The sequence below is a fragment of the Rhodohalobacter halophilus genome (assembly GCF_001715195.1).
Classification (GTDB): domain Bacteria; phylum Bacteroidota; class Rhodothermia; order Balneolales; family Balneolaceae; genus Rhodohalobacter; species Rhodohalobacter halophilus.
Genome location: NZ_MDWE01000011.1, coordinates 25,082 through 43,179, shown reverse-complemented (window position 1 = coordinate 43,179; position 18,098 = coordinate 25,082). Strand labels below are relative to the sequence as shown.

19 protein-coding genes and 1 tRNA gene are annotated in these 18,098 nt (G+C 44.7%); 8 read left to right on the top strand and 12 right to left on the bottom strand.

Annotated elements, in window-relative coordinates:
- Positions 1 to 46: 46 nt before the first annotated feature.
- The 4 genes from BG260_RS03730 to BG260_RS03715 all read right to left on the bottom strand — a co-directional run bounded on the left by BG260_RS03730 (position 47) and on the right by BG260_RS03715 (position 4,368).
- Positions 47 to 1,801, bottom strand: coding sequence for a peptidylprolyl isomerase (locus tag BG260_RS03730; RefSeq protein WP_245683889.1), 1,755 nt, complete (start codon positions 1,799 to 1,801; stop codon positions 47 to 49).
- A gap of 146 nt (positions 1,802 to 1,947) precedes the next feature.
- On the bottom strand, positions 1,948 to 2,871 hold the full coding sequence (locus BG260_RS03725; protein WP_176719425.1) for an MlaD family protein: 924 nt from the start codon (positions 2,869 to 2,871) through the stop codon (positions 1,948 to 1,950).
- Positions 2,872 to 2,896: 25 nt separating this feature from the next.
- Positions 2,897 to 3,634 (bottom strand): ABC transporter ATP-binding protein, encoded by a 738-nt coding sequence (locus BG260_RS03720; RefSeq protein WP_069130600.1) that lies wholly within the window; start codon positions 3,632 to 3,634, stop codon positions 2,897 to 2,899.
- A complete protein-coding gene (locus tag BG260_RS03715) occupies positions 3,631 to 4,368 on the bottom strand; it encodes an MlaE family ABC transporter permease (protein ID WP_069130599.1) in 738 nt (245 codons plus the stop codon). The genes BG260_RS03720 and BG260_RS03715 overlap by 4 nt, the downstream gene beginning before the upstream one ends.
- Positions 4,369 to 4,599: 231 nt before the next feature.
- Between BG260_RS03715 and aroC the strand changes: the two genes are divergently transcribed.
- The 5 genes from aroC to BG260_RS03690 all read left to right on the top strand — a co-directional run bounded on the left by aroC (position 4,600) and on the right by BG260_RS03690 (position 8,785).
- Positions 4,600 to 5,784, top strand: a complete 1,185-nt coding sequence (gene aroC, locus BG260_RS03710; RefSeq protein ID WP_069130598.1) for a chorismate synthase — start codon at positions 4,600 to 4,602, stop codon at positions 5,782 to 5,784.
- Complete coding sequence (locus BG260_RS03705) at positions 5,781 to 6,122, top strand: tetratricopeptide repeat protein (protein ID WP_069130597.1); 342 nt, start codon at positions 5,781 to 5,783, stop codon at positions 6,120 to 6,122. The genes aroC and BG260_RS03705 overlap by 4 nt, the downstream gene beginning before the upstream one ends.
- Complete coding sequence (locus BG260_RS03700; protein ID WP_083750078.1) at positions 6,112 to 7,281, top strand: LysM peptidoglycan-binding domain-containing protein; 1,170 nt, start codon at positions 6,112 to 6,114, stop codon at positions 7,279 to 7,281. Before BG260_RS03705 ends, BG260_RS03700 begins: the two co-directional genes overlap by 11 nt.
- Positions 7,282 to 7,302: 21 nt before the next feature.
- Entirely contained in the window at positions 7,303 to 8,025 is a 723-nt protein-coding gene (locus BG260_RS03695; RefSeq protein WP_245683888.1) for a CPBP family intramembrane glutamic endopeptidase, read from the top strand.
- Between the two features lie 157 nt (positions 8,026 to 8,182).
- On the top strand, positions 8,183 to 8,785 hold the full coding sequence (locus BG260_RS03690) for a sigma-70 family RNA polymerase sigma factor (RefSeq protein WP_245683887.1): 603 nt from the start codon (positions 8,183 to 8,185) through the stop codon (positions 8,783 to 8,785).
- Here BG260_RS03690 and BG260_RS03685 read toward each other — a convergent pair.
- The 5 genes from BG260_RS03685 to BG260_RS03665 form a co-directional block, all read right to left on the bottom strand.
- On the bottom strand, positions 8,776 to 10,068 hold the full coding sequence (locus BG260_RS03685; RefSeq protein WP_069130595.1) for a sensor histidine kinase: 1,293 nt from the start codon (positions 10,066 to 10,068) through the stop codon (positions 8,776 to 8,778). The genes BG260_RS03690 and BG260_RS03685 overlap by 10 nt on opposite strands.
- A 78-nt stretch (positions 10,069 to 10,146) precedes the next feature.
- A complete protein-coding gene (gene clpX / locus BG260_RS03680; RefSeq protein WP_069130594.1) occupies positions 10,147 to 11,397 on the bottom strand; it encodes an ATP-dependent Clp protease ATP-binding subunit ClpX in 1,251 nt (416 codons plus the stop codon).
- Between the two features lie 34 nt (positions 11,398 to 11,431).
- On the bottom strand, positions 11,432 to 12,046 hold the full coding sequence (clpP, locus tag BG260_RS03675) for an ATP-dependent Clp endopeptidase proteolytic subunit ClpP (protein WP_069130696.1): 615 nt from the start codon (positions 12,044 to 12,046) through the stop codon (positions 11,432 to 11,434).
- A gap of 51 nt (positions 12,047 to 12,097) precedes the next feature.
- Positions 12,098 to 13,396, bottom strand: coding sequence for a trigger factor (gene tig / locus BG260_RS03670; protein ID WP_069130695.1), 1,299 nt, complete (start codon positions 13,394 to 13,396; stop codon positions 12,098 to 12,100).
- Between the two features lie 43 nt (positions 13,397 to 13,439).
- A tRNA-Leu gene (locus BG260_RS03665) sits at positions 13,440 to 13,523 on the bottom strand.
- 163 nt (positions 13,524 to 13,686) lie between these two features.
- Between BG260_RS03665 and cutA the strand changes: the two genes are divergently transcribed.
- The 3 genes from cutA (at position 13,687) to BG260_RS03650 (ending at position 15,261) form a co-directional block, all read left to right on the top strand.
- On the top strand, positions 13,687 to 14,049 hold the full coding sequence (gene cutA, locus BG260_RS03660; protein ID WP_069130593.1) for a divalent-cation tolerance protein CutA: 363 nt from the start codon (positions 13,687 to 13,689) through the stop codon (positions 14,047 to 14,049).
- Between the two features lie 2 nt (positions 14,050 to 14,051).
- Positions 14,052 to 14,783 (top strand): enoyl-CoA hydratase/isomerase family protein, encoded by a 732-nt coding sequence (locus tag BG260_RS03655; RefSeq protein WP_069130592.1) that lies wholly within the window; start codon positions 14,052 to 14,054, stop codon positions 14,781 to 14,783.
- 115 nt (positions 14,784 to 14,898) lie between these two features.
- A complete protein-coding gene (locus tag BG260_RS03650) occupies positions 14,899 to 15,261 on the top strand; it encodes a SnoaL-like domain-containing protein (RefSeq protein WP_069130591.1) in 363 nt (120 codons plus the stop codon).
- 49 nt (positions 15,262 to 15,310) lie between these two features.
- On the opposite strand, the gene hemF is transcribed toward BG260_RS03650, so the two are convergent.
- The 3 genes from hemF to BG260_RS03635 are packed head-to-tail and all read right to left on the bottom strand — an operon-like array spanning position 15,311 to position 18,083.
- A complete protein-coding gene (gene hemF, locus BG260_RS03645) occupies positions 15,311 to 16,222 on the bottom strand; it encodes an oxygen-dependent coproporphyrinogen oxidase (protein ID WP_069130694.1) in 912 nt (303 codons plus the stop codon).
- Between the two features lie 33 nt (positions 16,223 to 16,255).
- Positions 16,256 to 17,299 (bottom strand): uroporphyrinogen decarboxylase, encoded by a 1,044-nt coding sequence (gene hemE / locus BG260_RS03640; protein WP_069130590.1) that lies wholly within the window; start codon positions 17,297 to 17,299, stop codon positions 16,256 to 16,258.
- A gap of 28 nt (positions 17,300 to 17,327) precedes the next feature.
- Positions 17,328 to 18,083: a uroporphyrinogen-III synthase gene (locus tag BG260_RS03635; RefSeq protein ID WP_069130589.1), complete on the bottom strand. Its 756-nt coding sequence runs from the start codon at positions 18,081 to 18,083 to the stop codon at positions 17,328 to 17,330.
- Positions 18,084 to 18,098 lie beyond the last annotated feature (15 nt).

Here is an 18,098-nt window from a genome sequence, read left to right as displayed (position 1 = left end):
TAAGAGAAATTCTCTTACCCTTCTAAAAAATTAACTGAAAAAGCGTTTATCGAAGAATCTGGCTTCGATTATCGCGGATACTGGCCCCCTCTTTCAAGCGCTCAATAAACACCTGATTGAATGCCATAAAGCGCTCCTGTTCCAGTCGGTTTCGAATTTCAGTACGTTCAGCAGATGACATATTCATAGGATCGGCCCGGTCTATTCCAATTGCCCGGATTACAAACACCGCATTATCTCCTTCAATAACACCGGAAGTTTGCCCTTCTTCCATTTCAAAGATGGCACCGATTACGCGAAGTTCACGACCGGCCCCGGGAATTGTCGATCCGCCCATTCGCACACCTTCAGCACTCTGAATCTCCCGTTCTGCTGCGGCGGCAATAGCTTCCAGATCACTGTTGCTTTGTAAAAGTTCTCTCACTCTGCCGGTCATCTGTGCTTTTCTTTTCTCTGTTCGAACAGCATTCTCAACCTGCGATCGCACCTCTTCAAACGGGCGGGTTCCCTCCGGTGTTCTTTCCAGCAGTTGAACTACAATAAATTGATTATCCAGCTCAATTGGGTCTGAAATACGGTTAGCTCGTAATCCTTCAAGAGCCTGTAAGGTCTGTTGCGACGCACCTAAACCGGGTATAAACGGATTGTCTTTCGTGGCCGTTGCCTGACGAACTTCCAGACCTCTTTGTGCTGCTTCCTCTTCAAAACCGTCTGCGTTTGCGTAGAATTGAAACTCTTCAGCTGCTTCTGCAAGTCTGTCAATCGTCCCGATCGGGTCGGCTTCCACATTGTAGGAGAGAACGGCAAATTTAATTTCATTTCCGCGCTGGTCAACCTTTTTGAACACATGCGGATCTCCGTTAACCATCACAACATCCGATACTTCACCAATGTCCAGATCGATAACGGGAGCATACTCTTCCCGAAGATCTTCAACTGCCACATAGGACCCACGGAAGGGCACAGCTGACTGATATCTCAGAACAAAAAGAGAGTCGTTAGTTGATTCGGCAAATGCTGTGCGTAGATCTTCAATCTCGCGAACCGTGTTGGTTGTATCTTCTGCTGTTGGGGTTTTATCCCAGCTCACAAATCGAAAACGGTAGGTTTCACTACGCTGATAACGGGAGGAGTTGTTGCGATAAAACTGACGCAGTTCATCATCTGTCACTACAATTTCATCGTTTGAAATATCACTGAATGGGAAACGGACAAATTCAATATCTGCAAAGGAATTTGAACGAATATATTCATTTCGAATATCCAAAGAGCTTACCTTCATACCGGAGGAGATAAAGTTATTCAACTTCTCCTGGCGTCGGTTTTCACGTAGCTGCTGCTCAATCATAATCCAGATCTCACTGTTTTCAGGTGCTTCAATTGCAGCTCTAAGAGCAATACGATCTATCGTCCCGTCCTCCTGCTGAAATTGTTGACGAATAAAAGGAGCCGGATTATCACCGGTAACCATATCCATCAGCTCTCTGTCGGTTACAGTAATTCCAAGTTCATTTATTTTTTGTTCAATCAGACGAGCGGCAACCAGATCTTCCCAAGCCTGGTTTTCGTACATAGCCCGCATTTCGGGTGACATTGAACGACCTGATTGCTGGGCGAATTGATCAGTGTAAAAGCTTACACGCTGATTGTACTCCTCCAGTGAAATTTCATCGCCATTTACCGTTCCTAAATTTCTTGGGCCGGCGCCAACTGCATCAAATACCTGCGTGTCGGCCAATACCCACAATACACCAAACGAGAATATCAGTATCCACAAAATTGATGCGGTACTATTTCTCATTTTTTCCATTACACCCATGAGACAAACCTCTGAATCTTCAGTTTAGAATTATATGTGACAATTTTTTTGAGCCTGAAAATATACGACAACACATCGCGAACCGCAATTTAATGCACCGATTGTAATATGAATTCAAACCGTAGTCTTTAAAAAATTTCGATGATGCTCATATGTTTCAGATAACGCCCGGGATCTTCATTAATTCCCTTCACAAGTTCATTCATCTCCTTTGACAGCTGATCAAGGTTCTCATACAGTGAAGGGTCGTTCACCAGGCGGCCCATGGTTCCTTCCCCGCTGTTTATCTTCTCCAGAATTTGATTCAGATTCACCGAAGCTGTTTCCAGTTCGGTCCTTACTTTATGCAGCTCATTTACATTCTCCTCAAGCGAAGCAAGCAGGCTGTCCACCCGCGGACGGTTATCGGTAGCGAGCGTGTCGAGCTGCATCATCGTTCGACTTGCTGAAGAGATTGCTTGGTCAATATCCTGTTTATTTTTCTCCAGTGTCTCAGCGATAGTTTGCATTGCGGAATCTGCATTTTTCAACGTCTGATCTACAGACTGGCGCGTATCATCATCCAGTGTTTTATTCAGTTGCTGCAAAAATTGATTTAATTGAGACAGAGACGCAGATACATCCCCCGCAAGCTCCTCCCCTTTACTTCCAAGAACTTCCGTAACCCCTTCTATATAAACCCCCTCAATTTCACCGCCATACTGAACAATATTTTCTGAATCGCCGAGGTGCAGCACGATCGATTTCCCCTCTACAATCCCCAGTGAGGTAAGGTGCGCTTCCGAGTTGACTGGAATTCTTAAATCCTCATTCAGCTGCATGGTTACTCTTACCCTATTATCAGGTGTAAGATTCACACGGCTGACGGATCCAACCTTTACTCCTTTCAGATTTACCAAGCTACCGCGATTGATTCCATCGCCGCGGTCAAATACAGCTGATACTTCAAGGGTTTGGCGAAAAATGGGTACATCCCTCATAAAACGGAATCCTACAATGGCAACAAGTATCGCCAGTAAAACCGTTATTCCAATTTTTGCTTCATTCTTCATATCTGTGTCAATTTTACTTTCATTATCAAATAATTTGATACTCGCTGGCTTTGATGAAACTGAGAAGCTCTTCATGGTCGCTCGATTTCATCTCATTTACCGAACCAAACCAGCTTAGCTTTTGCTGATCCAAAAAGGCGACCTTATCTGCAACTTCCAGCACGCTATGCATGTCGTGTGTTACCACAATTGATGTAATATCCAGGGCATCAGCCATACCGTTAATTAGCTCATTTATTTCATCTGCGGTTTTGGGATCCAGCCCGGATGTAGGTTCATCATACATAATGTATTCTGGTTTCAGAACAATGGCCCTTGCTAGCCCTACTCGTTTTCGCATACCACCGGACAGCTCCGATGTCTCCTTATCAGCCGCTTCCTCAAGATTTACATACTGAAGTGATTGCATCACATTATCTCGAATCTCTTCCTCACTTTGATTGGTAAAATAACGAAGCGGGAAGGCTACATTCTCAAATGTGTTTATGGAGTCGAACAGGGCGGAACCCTGAAAAAGCACTCCAAATTTTTGGCGCATTTTTCGCTGATCTACATAGTCCTGATCAAAAATATTCTTCCCGTCGATCAGTACCTCTCCGCTATCGGGCACAAGCAGTGCATTGATATGCTTTAAAAGAACCGATTTACCGCAGCCCGACCTGCCTATAATGGCTATCGTCTCACCATCATTAATAGTCAGCGACACATCCTCCCATACCAGCAGGTCGCCAAAAGATTTTGTAAGATTTTTAATTTCGATCATAGTAATAGGGCTGCTAATACAAAGTCGGCTAAAAGAACGAGTATACAGCCAAGCACTGTGGCGTCCGTAGTACTCTTACCCACACCCTCTGCGCCGCCTCGTGCAAAATATCCTTTATAACACGCCACAGAGGTGATGATATACCCAAAAACAATCATTTTTGTGAAACCGAAAATCACATTCCAGGGATAAAAATACATCCTTGCTCCCTGAAGAAAATCGGCCGGGGGAACCTGTCCGGAAAAGAAACCGGCTGCAACGCCTCCACCAATTCCAAATACACTGGCTACGATGTAGAGAACCGGAAACATAAGGATGCCGGCCAAAACTCTGGGCACAACCAAAAATGAGACCGAATTAAATCCCATTGATTCCAACGCATCAATCTGTTCACTTACACGCATCGTTCCCAGCTCAGTTGCAACTCTAGCCCCAACCTTTCCCGCAAGTACCAGACTGGAGATTACAGCAGCAAGCTCGATCAAAATCGACTCGGAGGTAATGGCACCAATCGTTGAAATGGGAATAAATGCCGATTGCAACTGATAAGCAGACTGTAAAGTCATCACAGAACCGGTAAAAACTCCGGTCAGCATGATGATAGGTACAGAATCATAACCGATTTTCACAAGTTCCTGAAAAAGGTTTTTGCGGTAGGTCGAAAACTCCGTAGATGATCTCAGTGCCTGATAAAGCAGTGAACTATATTTTCCAAGTTCGTTGAGATAGTGCATTTAATTGTATCAGATGATTAAAAACATCACCGGATTTCTTGCATATTTTATTCCGGTTTAAAGTCTACAATATTACAAAACTTTTACTCCAAATGTGTTGTTAATTCATCTCTTGCAATTTCTGTAATGGAAGCGTGAATGCTCTCCTGAGAATTCCTAGGCATTATTGAGAACTTAGACCTTAAATCCATTATCTTCTGTCAGAAGTAACATCTATAATCCCATTACACCATGTTTCGATATTTTACAGCAGGCGAATCTCACGGCCCAGGATTGACTGGAATATTAGAAGGAGCTCCGGCCGGACTCCAATTATCCGAAGAATTTATAGAGCAGCACCTTGTTCGCCGCCAAAAGGGGTATGGACGGGGCGGCCGAATGGCATTTGAGAAAGACCGGGCAATTATCCAGTCCGGTGTGAGGTTTGGTAAAACAACCGGCGCCCCGATTGCGCTTTCGATGGTAAATCGGGCATTCGAAAAAGATGACAGCAACTGGCCCAAAGTAATGGCAAAATCCGGTGAACGCGGTGATGTGGAACGCATTACCCTTCCGCGCCCCGGTCATGCAGACCTTGTTGGTGTGCAAAAGTATGATTTTGATGATATTCGCCCGGTTATTGAAAGATCCAGTGCCCGTGAAACCGCCATGAGGGTTGCCTGCTGCTCCGTTGCCCGGGCATTCTTGAAAGAGCTCGGTATTGAGATCGGAGGTCATGTTATCCAAATTGGCTCAGTAGGTTACGAGGGCTGGGATAAAGTACGGGAAATTGCAGACCCGCTGGCTGATGAAGGTGCTGAAAAAGTCTATAAATCTGCCGATCAGTCGGATGTTCGATGCCTCAACGAGAAACTGAGTGCCGAGATGCGCGAAGAGATTAAACTCCGCAGGAAAGAGGGCACCTCTCTCGGGGGTATTTACGAAATTATTGTAACGGGTCTGCCCGCTGGCCTCGGCAGCTATGTACACTGGGATCGAAAAATTGACGGACAGCTTGCCCAGGCAATTGTAAGTACGCAGGCTATGAAAGGAGTTGAAATAGGGTTGGGCTTTGAAGCCGGCAGAAGCCGCGGGCATGAAGTACACGATGAGATCGTTCATGATAATAACACTTTCGCCCGGCGTACAAATCGTGCAGGCGGCATCGAAGGAGGAATGACGACGGGGATGCCACTCATTATTCGTGGAGTCATGAAACCCATTCCTACCATGATCAAACCGCTCAAAACTGCTGACTTGGTAACCAAAGAGATACAGGACACCCGGTATGAACGATCTGATGTTTGCGCACTTCCCCGTGCGGTCGTGGTAGCAGAAAGCGTCATTGCACCTGTGCTTGCCAATGCAATTCTTGAAAAGTTTGGCGGAGACTCAATGAATGAGATTAAAAAACGATATCAATCTGAGACTGCATGAGCAATCCCAATGATAAAATTAAACGACTCGCTTTTAACCTGAAGAAGAATCCGAACGACTCCTTCTCCAAGTTTGCACTTGCACTGGAACTCCTGAAGCGGGATCAGGTAACTAAAGCTGTGGTTTTATTTGAATCTATTTTAAAGCAAGATTCCGACTACCTGGGCGTTTACTATCATTTAGGAAAACTATATCAACGGATGGGCAATCATCAACAGGCCGGAGAGTTATTTAACAGAGGCATTGAACTGGCCAAAGATCAGAAAAACAGACGTACAGAACTGGAACTGTCCGAAGCACTGGAAAACCTTAAGATCGAAACTGACTATGAAGATTAACGTTCGCTCGATTATTCTAATCATATTTCCATTAATGACCCTGTTGCTGTTCGCAACCCCTCAATCATCATTAGCACAGCAGCAACCGGAAACTCATACTGTACAGGCCGGTGAAACTCTTTTCAGCATTGCCCGCCAATACGAACTTGCCGTTAGTGACCTACGTCAATGGAATAATCTTGACAGCGACAATCTCTCAGTTGGTCAAACCTTACGCATCACTGCACCCGAAACTGAAAACCAAATTACTCACACGGTTGAACCGGGTGAAACTCTTTTTTCTATCTCTCGAAGATATAACGTAACGATTGCCGAAATACAGCAGTGGAATAATCTTGAGAATCCTAACCTTTCAACAGGAATGGAGTTGAGAATCTTCAGGCCGATCAACAACCAGCAAGAACAGGAAGCCATAGAACCTGAAGCCGCTGAAGAGCCGGAGCAGAGAGAGTCGATTGTTCGGCAGAGAGAGGGAGGCCTAAACACCTATTATATTGTGCGCAGCGGGGACTCTCTTTACAGAATTGCAAATCAGCATGGTCTGTCTGTCAACGAATTAAAAGAGCTAAACAACCTGGAAACCGATATGCTTCGGGTTGGTCAGCGACTTACAGTACCGTCTGATCAGCCATCGGCACCTTCCGTGGCTGAAGGGTCGGAAGAATCCACACCGCAGGGGCGGTTTGTTCAATATCGTGTACAATCGGGTGAAAACGGCCGAACGCTACTCAACAAGTTTCAGATGAGTGAAGGTGAACTCTTTGCATTAAATCCGGGACTCAGCATGAATCAAATATCAGCCGGCCAGCGATTAACGGTTCTGCTTCCGCCAACAAGAAGTTTTGACAACCCATACCGGTCCGGCTCAGACCTGGAGAATCTTGGCAGTGTTTCAGTTTTTAGGTATTCCCAAAATGATGTCGCAAGCCCAACAACCAGCGGCGAGCTGTACAATCCTGATCAGCTTACCGCTGCCCACCCCAATATTGCTCTTGGAAGGGTTATTTTTATTGAGAATTCATCCAACGGAAATGGAATTTTTGTAAAAGTGAATGACCGACACTCCGGAGATGGTCTCAAACTCTCGAATGCCGCGTACAATTTGCTGGAATTCAGCTCGATTGAACAGGCGAGAGTAACAATCTACCTAGACCAATAAAACACACTGCACAATCGGGGTGTGCGATATCTACCTATGGAGAATTACTTTAAGCAGACCGGCGGCTTACTCTACAGCTATCTCATCTCACTTCCTCTTCTGCTGCTTTATGAGGTATTGATACTCATCTCCCAACCGACAGGAGCACCGGCACGTATCTCCGTTGATATCTGGTTCAAGTCTCTGTTCCTCTACCTTGGATGGGATGCTATATCAGCCACACTGATTATTGCCGCACTGATTGGCGGGATCATTCTATATCGAAAAAAAAGGGAACTGCAAAGCGTCCGAAGGAGTTATTTCCTCATAATGATTTGCGAAGCTTCTGTTTATGCGGTTTTCGCAGCCCTTGTTATTTCAAATATTGTAGATTTTTTACTGCTGCAGTCCGCTAATGGGCTGCCTGCTAATTTTAGCAAACTTCAACTGATTGCGCTGTCGCTTGGCGCCGGTTTATACGAAGAACTATTTTTCAGGGTGATTCTGGTAAGCCTGCTGATCTATATTTTTCGCTTTTTTTTAAAGGGAAAAAACATGGCTGTTGCTACTTCTGTAGTCCTTGCGGCATTGATATTTAGCGGTGTTCATTACATAGGTGAATATGCCGATTCATTGGTTCTGAGCACATTTTTATTTCGGTTTTTGTTTGGCTTAGCGCTAAATCTTATTTATGTTATTAGAGGATTTGGGATGGCAGCTTGGACTCATGCTATATATGATCTGATTGTAGTACTTAATATGTAAGACCTATTCATACCAACGCGTCTTAAATATATTCTACAGGATCGATCAATTCTTTCAATTGGAAAAAGACGTTGAAAGAAAATACATTAGTTCTCTAAAGAAGCAGTAAATATCTGGGGTTTGGATTACTCGGATAGAATTACAATTAATCTTATAAATGCAGACTCGCTCTGACGAGGAAGGGATGGCGTCACTTTCAAAAGAAGAAATTAGAAAACAAGAAGATTTCAATGAGGAGATTATCCCTCATCTGGATGCTTTATATAATTTTGGTTTGAGGCTCACCTCCGATCCAAATGACGCTGAAGACCTTGTTCAAGATACAATCGTTAAGGCCTACAGGTTTTTCGACAGCTACGAAAAAGGCACGAATGCAAAGGCCTGGCTTTTCCGTATTCTGAAAAATTCCTACATCAATAATTACCGAAAGAAATCGAAAAAACCTCAGGAAGTTGATTACGATGAGGTGGCTTCATTTTACGAATCGATACGGGCAGAACGGACGGAAACGTCCGATATGGAAGATAAAATGTTCCGTGAGCTTATCGACGATGATATCTCCAACGCCCTGGATGAGATTCCGGAAGATTTCAGAACAGTTGTGCTTCTCTGTGATGTGGAAGATTTTACTTACGAAGAGATTGCCAATATGCTAGATGTTCCGATCGGAACCATTCGATCAAGACTTCACAGGGGAAGAAATCTGCTGAAAGCACAGCTAATGGATTACGCCACCAAGAAAGGATACACTCAAGACTGACTTTCAGAAACCGGAATGACTATCCGGATTGTGGTTCCCTTGTTAACCTCGGAGTTCAGTACAAACACCTTCCCATTGTGGTAATCCTCTATAATTCTTTTTGTGAGACTTAATCCGAGCCCCCACCCTCTCTTTTTTGTACTGAAGCCCGGTTTAAAAACATCGCTCAGATTCTTTTTGTCAATTCCTGTTCCCGAATCTTCAATGTCAATGTACAGTTGAGAACCATCCTGCGTAACTGCAATCGAAACATAGGCATTTTCTGAACTCGACTTTATCGCATCCATCGCATTCTTGATCAGATTTTCAATTGCCCATTGAAAAATCTCCGGATTTAAATTCGCTTTGGCATTAGTATCTATTGATTTTCTCACCTCAATATTTTTACCGAGCTGTGGAAGTCGTTTCTCCATATAGGCAATCACCTCATCAATAATAGGATCAATGCTGACCCTTTTCAGCTCAGGCTGAGAGCCAATCTTGTTAAAACGTTCAGCAATCCCCTTTAAACGACTCACATCCTTCTCAATTTCATAGGCAATAGACAGAGTCTGTTCATCCTCCTGGTGGCGGTCCTTGAGCAGCTGAAGCCAACCGTACATGCTTGAGAGCGGGGTTCCAAGTTGATGCGCCGCTTCTTTAGCCATACCGACCCAAAGGTTGGACTGTTCAGACCTTGTTATACTTCTATATGTAGTGAATCCCATTCCCATTAACAGAAGCAGAATACCAAACTGGATATAAGGGAAGTACCTCAGATACTGGATAGTTGGACTCTCCCCATAGTAGGCATATTGACGACGAATACGGGGCTCTTCGCCAAAGGTAATGGGGATAGGAGGCGTACTGACCGAGTACTTATCGATAAATTCTGCAACTGAAATGTCGGGATCATCCAGATTCCTGGCATAGACAATAAAGTTGGGTTCATCTACTACAATTACAGGGATGTTGAACAGGTCGGGCTGAATAATTTCACTGAATAAAAAGCCTGCTGTCGATTCATTTGCCTCTGCTTCCAATATCATCCGGGAGAGACTGTCGGGCACCTCTTCATAAGCCCTTAATTCATTGGCTACAAAATTCAGATCGCGACTGGCTCGCTGGTGAGATGGCAGGTTGTAGAATTCAAAGGCTTTAACCCATAGCTCAATACTGGTTCGCTCCTGCTCCATCAGCTTGTTAAGGAGAAACTGGTTGTAGAAAAAAGAGACCCCCGCCAATACAATCAGGAGTATGACCAGAATAATTTTAAGCCTGTTTAACGGAAGCAATTTTCGCATGGAAGCATTTGGTATTGTTTGGTCTAATATCCAAAAAAGTATGCTCCCAATCTAACGTGAATAGCGGGAGAAAAATACCTAAGCTGAAGCTTTCTGCTTTTCAAACACCGGAGGAGCCTTCTTTTCGATCGTTTCGCGGGTGATTACACACCTCTTTACGTTCTTCATTGATGGCAAAGTAAACATGACATCCAGCATGGCATCTTCGAGAATGGAGCGGAGTCCACGGGCACCGGTTTTTCGCTCTCTGGCGCGTTCAACAATTGCCTGAAGTGCATCATCTTCAAAAACCAGTTCCACATCTTCCATGTTGAACAGTTTTTTGTACTGCTTTGTGATGGCGTTTTTCGGCTTGAGCAAAATTTCGATCATCGCATCATCAGAAAGCTCTTCCAATCCACAGATAATTGGCAAACGGCCAATCAGTTCCGGAATCAGGCCAAACTTCTGAAGATCTTCAGGTTCAATCTTTGTGAAGATTTTCGGATCATCCTTGTCTACCTTAATCTGATCTTCTGACTGAAAACCCATTGAGCTTGTAGAAAGACGGCGAGAGATAATCTCTTCGAGTCCACTGAATGCACCTCCACAGATAAAGAGAATATCGGCTGTATCAAGCTGAATAAAACTCTGTTCCGGATGTTTACGACCGCCTTTGGGTGGGATGTTCGCCGTAGTACCCTCTAAAATTTTCAACAGCGCCTGCTGTACCCCTTCACCCGACACATCTCTCGTAATCGAAGGATTGTCACTTTTTCGGGATACTTTATCAATTTCGTCGATATAGACGATTCCCCGTTTGGCGCGTTCAACATCGTAATCGGCAGCCTGCAGCAGGTTGCTGAGAATACTCTCCACATCCTCACCAACATAGCCGGCTTCCGTTAGAACCGTCGCATCCGCAATGGTAAAGGGCACGTCAATCACATCGGCCAGCGTTCTTGCAAGAAGTGTTTTACCCGAACCGGTTGGCCCAAGCATACAGATATTGCTTTTCTCAATCCGCGTGTCGTCGTAGTCTGAGTCGGTGCCGGCAGAAATTCGCTTGTAGTGGTTGTAAACTGCCACAGAAAGTGCTTTTTTTGCATCTTCCTGCCCAATTACGTAGTCGTCCAGTTTTGACTTTATCTCCAGCGGCTTGAGCAGCGGTTTGTACTTCTTCTCTCTTCGTTTGTTGAGGGCGGCCAAATCACTCTCAATAATACTGGATGCATCTTCAACGCAGTAGTTACAGATGTAAACATCCGGACCCGCAACCATTGAATTTACTTCCTGATTCGACCTGCCACAGAAAGAGCAGGTAACCTGTTCCTTATTTTTCTTACTCATGGCCGCTACTTTTACTTATTAATAAAATCTTCTACTACTTCTTCTCTTCACGCCGCATTACACGATCCACAAGGCCATACTCTTTCGCCTCGTCAGATGTCATCCACTTGTTACGGTCAGAGTCTTCAATGATTTGTTCAACAGATTTACCAGAGTGATGTGCAAGAATACCGCTCAACTCCTTCTTCAACCGAAGAATCTCCTGAGCTTCAATCTCAATATCACTGGCCTGTCCCTGAACTCCGCCCAACGGCTGGTGAATCATAATACGTGAGTGCGGAAGTGCATTTCGTTTTCCATCGGCACCGGCAGTCAGCAATACTGCCCCCATCGAGGCTGCCATTCCCACACAAGTTGTGGCAACATCGCATTTGATATACTGCATGGTGTCATAAATGGCCATTCCGGCAGATACAACTCCACCCGGGCTGTTGATGTAGAGGTTAATATCCTTTTCAGGATCCTGAGACTCCAGGAATAGAAGCTGAGCTACAATTGAGCTCGCCACAGCATCATTGATAGGCGTTCCCAGAATAATAATTCTGTCTTTCAGCAGGCGTGAGTAGATGTCGTAGGCACGTTCCCCGCGGTTGGTTGTCTCCACAACCATTGGGATCAGGTTGGCCTGAACCGGTTCTACTTCACTCATTTTGGGAAACTCAAAAAGGGGTTGCTTGATATTCATGACTGAACCGTCTGTTTATTGATCGTCGTTTTTCTGTTTTTCTTCTCTCTTCTTACTAAAATCGTCTTTTGAGAGTTCGTTAATAGTAACGACATCATTCAATTTATCAAAAACTTTGTTCTCGCGAATGCTGGTTCGCAGGCTCTCAAGCTGGTTTGGATTCTGCGCATAATAACCCTTCAGCTGATCGGCTGACATTCCATATTTCGCAGCTTCTACACCTATAAAATCATCGATGTCTTCCGGTTTGATTTCGATATCATCAAATTTGTCCTGCAATTTTTCGCTGATAAATGCCCATTTACCCTCACGAACTGCCTGCTCACGCATATTCTCTTTGTATTCGCTGAAATCGAAGTCGGGTGGTAACTGCCCGCCGGACTGCTGCTTTGCGTACTCAACATAAGAGTCGAGAATTTGATCCTGCATCACTTCCGGCACATCAATTTCGTGCGCTTCTGTAAGCACATCAATCACATCCTGCTTAAACATATCCTGCGCAGATTGATCGTAGTAATCCTGCATTTTGCTCTTAATGAAGCTCTTAAACTCATCGACGTTTTTAGCTTCGCCGTTAGACTGCTCTTTAACAAACTCATCAGTCAATTCAGCTTTTTCCATCAGCTCAACGTTTTTGATGTGCATTTCGAACCGGTCAAGTTCGTCACCTTCTCCAAGCTCCATCTTTACAACATCGCCTTTTTTCTTGCCGACAAGATTATCCCGAAACTCCTTGGCACCATCCTGGCGAAGATCCAATTTCTGATCCTCATCCTTTTCACCTTCAATTGGATTTCCATCCTCATCCAGTGAAACTGCGTCAACAGTAACCCGGCACTCTTCCGTAATCTCTTCGTCAATCTCTTTCCAGTTTCCGGAACGCTCAAGAGTTCGTTCAATCTCCTCTTCAACTTCTTCGTCCGTTACATCATGAACCATTTTGTCCACTTCAACTTTTTCGAGATCGGTCAGTTCAAACTCAGGTTTTTTACCCACCTTGAACTTTACTTCCAGTTCATCATTCTCCCAGTTCAGGTCGAGCATCTTGGTCTCACCCACAGGCTCATGTTCAGGCACAATCTCCTTCTCATACACTTCCTGAACGTATGAATTGATCTCCTCCATTTCAATCTCCTTGCCAAAACGCTTCTTCACAAGGCCGAGAGGAACGTGTCCCGGACGAAATCCGGGCATCTGGATCTGTTTTTGATACTTTTTGTAAGCTTTGTCGAATTTATCAGAGAGATCGTCCCTTGTTGCCTTTACGATGATCTCCTTATCTACGGATGTGATATCCTGAACAGAAATGTCCACTTTCAATAAAATTTAATTATCAGATAATTGTGTAAGATTGGAGTACGAGAGGGGGGACTCGAACCCCCACACCGGTAAAGGTACTAGATCCTAAATCTAGCGCGTCTACCAATTCCGCCACTCTCGCAACAACCTGATTTCTACTTGAGAATCAGAGCCTAATAAGTTAAGGTTTTTTTATTCTCAATTCAACCAAACACCACACATTTTATTTACCGGATCTGTTTGTTATTGATTCCTCTCTTTTTCGTAGTTTTCATCAAAAACAGTCCTCATTCAATTATTGAGTTATGTTTAGAAATTTACGCGTTGTTTACATCACCACGAAAGATAAACAGGAAGCCCAAATAATCGGCCAGAAACTCGTTGAGGAAAAACTCGCCGCTTGTGTTAACATTATGGATGGGATGGAATCAATTTATCGCTGGAAGGATGAAGTGGTTTCTGAAAAAGAGACCATTCTGATTGCTAAAACTTCTTATAGCAATGTAAGCCCGCTCACCAAAAGAGTGAAAGAGCTTCACTCCTACGAGGTTCCATGTGTCATAACGTTCAATATTTCTGAACAGGAAGGCAACAGCGACTACCTCGATTGGCTTGTAAATTCGGTCCGGCCGCCCCTCACTTCTGAAGAGAAGCTGAAAAACTCCTGAACATGCCCATCCACGTATCCAGAGAAAAATTTGTACTGAAGGCCGTTATTGATCGACCCGGTGCGATGAACGCCATCAACTTTGAAGTCATGGATCGTCTTGAAGAGCTTCTTACTGAGGCTGAACAGGACTCCAGTTTGCGGTTGTTTGTTCTCACCGGCAAAGAGAATCGATTCATATCCGGCGGTGATCTTCGCGAATTTCACCAAATTAAGAGCGCAGAAGGCGCCCGAAAGATGTCGGATCGAATGTTATCTATTCTTGATCGCATCGAAAACCTGAACTGCTGGACACTGGCTGCCGTAAACGGTCATGCTTATGGGGGCGGCTGGGAAACTATGCTCAGCTTCGATTTTAGAATTGCTCATGAATCTGCAACCTTCGGATTCACACAGGGCAAGTTCTACCTCCCGCCTGGATGGGGCGGGCTCACACGATTAAGTGATTGTGTAGGCCGGGAGCTGGCCGACTACTGGCTTGCTTCTCAAAAAGTAATAGACGCAGAAACAGCCTTTACCGCTGGTTTAATTCAAGATGTATTTCCCTCAGATTCCTACAAAACAGGGCTGGACAAACTGATAAAAAGATTGACCCTGAACGACCGACCATTTATCGAATACATGAAAGGCGAAAAGAAGAGGGATATTACTAAAGAGCTGAAACCATTCAGCAAATTCTGGGAGAGTGAAGAACACATTAACCGTGTGAACTCTTTTTTAAAAAACCGGAAATAGTTTTAACAACTCTTAAAGATTTTCTTCCAATTACCCGGTACTTCTCCAAACGCTATCGGCAACACTCGTGTTATTTAGGTGTAAATAATTTCATATTAAACAAAAACAGACTGCCATGAGTGTAAAAGAAAAAATTAAAGACGTCTACAATCACGTACAAAACGGAACCGCTCTCGAAGCTTTTGAAAAGTATTACGACGAAGATGTGACCATGATTTTAGAAGATGGAACAGCCGTGGAAGGTAAAGATAAAAATCGCGACCGTGAGAATGAATTCTTTGCCAGTGTAGAAGATTTTCATGGAGCCGGTGTTGTGGCCATTACATCCAATGAAGACGAAGAGACAACCGCAGTGGAAAGCTGGATGGATGTCACTTTTAAAGAGGGCGGTAGAATGAAAATTGAACAGGTTGCCACACAGCAGTGGGAAAATGGAAAAATTGTGAAAGAGCGATTTTATGGTACTCAGCAAGGATAATCATTTACTGAGTTTCACTCCAGGCCCTTCAGAGATGAAGGGCCCTTTTTTATTTTACCCAGTCCCGTGGGTTTTTGAGCACATCGATCAGCTCCGCTTCGCGCGAACCGTCTCTTGGTTCAAAATCGTAATCCCAGCGAACTTGTGGCGGTAAACTCATCAGGATAGATTCGATCCGGCCATTTGTTTTTAAACCAAAAAGTGTTCCCCGGTCGTGAATCAAGTTAAACTCCACATACCGTCCCCTGCGAACCTCCTGCCAATATCGCTGTGCACGGTTGTAGGGTTCCTGAATACGATCTTTTACGATTGGCAGATATGACTCTATGAATACTGACCCAACATCCTGGGTAAACTGCTGCCATTCAGAAATTGAGCGCTGATCATCCTCCCTCAAGTAATCGAAAAAGAGCCCCCCGATTCCGCGCGCTTCCCCGCGATGAGAATTATAAAAATATTCGTCGCACTGTTTCTTAAACTTTGGATATAAATCCTCCCCGTGCCGGTCGCATGCTTCTTTGAAGACCTTGTGAAAATGGGCTGCATCCTCCGGCCACAGATAATACGGTGTAAGATCAGCACCACCACCAAACCATCCATCTTTGCGAGTTTTCATTTCCGGATCATCATAGAGCTCAAAATATCGAAAGTTGGCATGAACGGTTGGAACCATGGGGTTTTTGGGATGGATAACCAGAGAAATCCCACCGGCCCAGAACCAGCCGTGTTCTACATCAAAATGCTTTTTTATAGGACCGGGCAGTTCACCGTAAACCGTTGAAATATTTACCCCGCCTTTTTCAAAAACATCTCCCTTTTCGATAACCCGGGTTCGTCCGCCGCCGCCTCCGTCCCGTTCCCACAAATCTTCCCGGAACGCAGCTACACCATCTATTTCTTCCAGTGCCGTGCAGATCTCATCCTGAAGATTTTCAATGTAGCCGGTAAATTCTTTTCTGATGGATGACATTGGAATGGGTACTTATGAATGAAACTATTGTGAGTAATTTTTGACACTATCAACAAATGCACGTGCATGATCTACAGGCACATGAGGCAAAATTCCATGCCCGAGATTGGCGATATACCTCTGCGTGCCAAACCGGTCAATCATTCGCTTGGTCTTCTTCTCAATTTCGGGGATTGGCGCCAACAAATGTGTCGGATCAAAATTACCCTGAAGAGTGATCTGATTTCTTGTTATTTCGCGGGCAAATTCCGGAGCTATGGTCCAGTCGAGTCCAAGTGCGGCCGCACCGCTCTTATAGCTCAACCGCTCAAGAGCATACCATGAACCTTTTGCAAACAGAATCACCGGTACATCTTTAATTGACTGGGTGATCTCCATCAGGTAAGGCAGTGCCCACTCGTTAAAATCATCAGGACTGAGAAGGCCTGCCCACGAGTCAAACACCTGTACGGCCTGTGCACCTGCTTTCACTTGTGCCTGCAGATAGTCTATCGTTGCTTTTGTCAACTCCTTCATCACATGCCGCGATGCATCCGGGTGCTGGTAGAGAAACGACTTTGCTTTATCAAAGTTTTTTGAACCTTCGCCCTGAACCATATAGCAAAAGAGTGTCCAGGGAGCTCCCGCAAAACCGATCAACGGAACCCGGCCATTCAACTCTTTTCGGGTCAGGGTGATGGCATCCATAACATGGCTCAGTTTTTGTGGCACATCTTCTGCCAGAATTGCAAAGGCGTCATCTTCCGTCCGGATTGGATTCCCCATCACAGGCCCCTTACCCGGCACCATTTGCACATCAATGTTCAGCGCCTGCGGTACCGTGAGAATGTCTGAAAAGATAATAGCCGCATCCGGCTCCAACTCATCGATTGGCTGGATAGTAATTTCACAAGCCAATTCAGGAGTCTCAACACGTTCAAAGAAGGTATATTTCTTACGAAGTTTCATGTATTGCGGAAGGTAGCGCCCGGCCTGTCGCATCATCCAGACAGGTGGCCGTTCCACCTCTTCACCCCGCAGGGCCCTCAGAAACAGATCATTTTTTAATTCCGGAAAATTACTCGTCATAATCGTTTAATCTAATGTTATTCAATTTCTATGCCTTTTCGCTGTGTGAACTCTCGCTCAATATCCGGGCAGTAAATTTCAATAATTGTTCGGTATCGGGCTCCGGTGAAATATGCACGTTTCGGCCCGATTCAATACTCAGTTCCTGACCTGTTGTCTGACCAATGGCAAACAGTTCCGGCAAATTCTTTCCCCTAAAACCTCCGCTTTTCCGAAATGCCTCCACTGCACTTGGGCTGTAGAAGAGGATTCCTTCAACGCCATCAAGGTTAATATCCATGTTGTTTAGAATTGTGTTGTACACTACAATATCTTTTACCTTTACTCCGGAATTCTCCAGAACCTGCCGCATCTCTTCACGCCGTCGATTTCCGCAAAAATGAATAACCGTCACATCCTTGATGTCAGCAGCTTGAACATCTTCTGCAATTTTTCGGCCTAAATGCTCTCCATACTGCAGTTCAGGTATAATCGCTGTAAAACCCAGCTCACTCAAAGCTTCTGCTGTTTTTCCGCCCACTGCATAAATAACCGATTCTTTTGGAAGCTGGTATCCCCGGCTGAGCAGTTTTTTCAGGCCGGTTACTCCATTTTGGCTAGTGAATGCAAAAATCGGGTTGGCCGACTCGTCAATTGTGGCTACCACCGAACTCCAGTCGGTTCGGAATTCAAAATCGATGGCCGGCTCAATCACTACTTTCAGGCCAACTTCTTCGGCAAGGGTTATCTGATCATCTGACAAATCCCGGGTGACCAAAATTTTATGACTTCCGGCGGTAGGCATAGGTTCAATGGATTG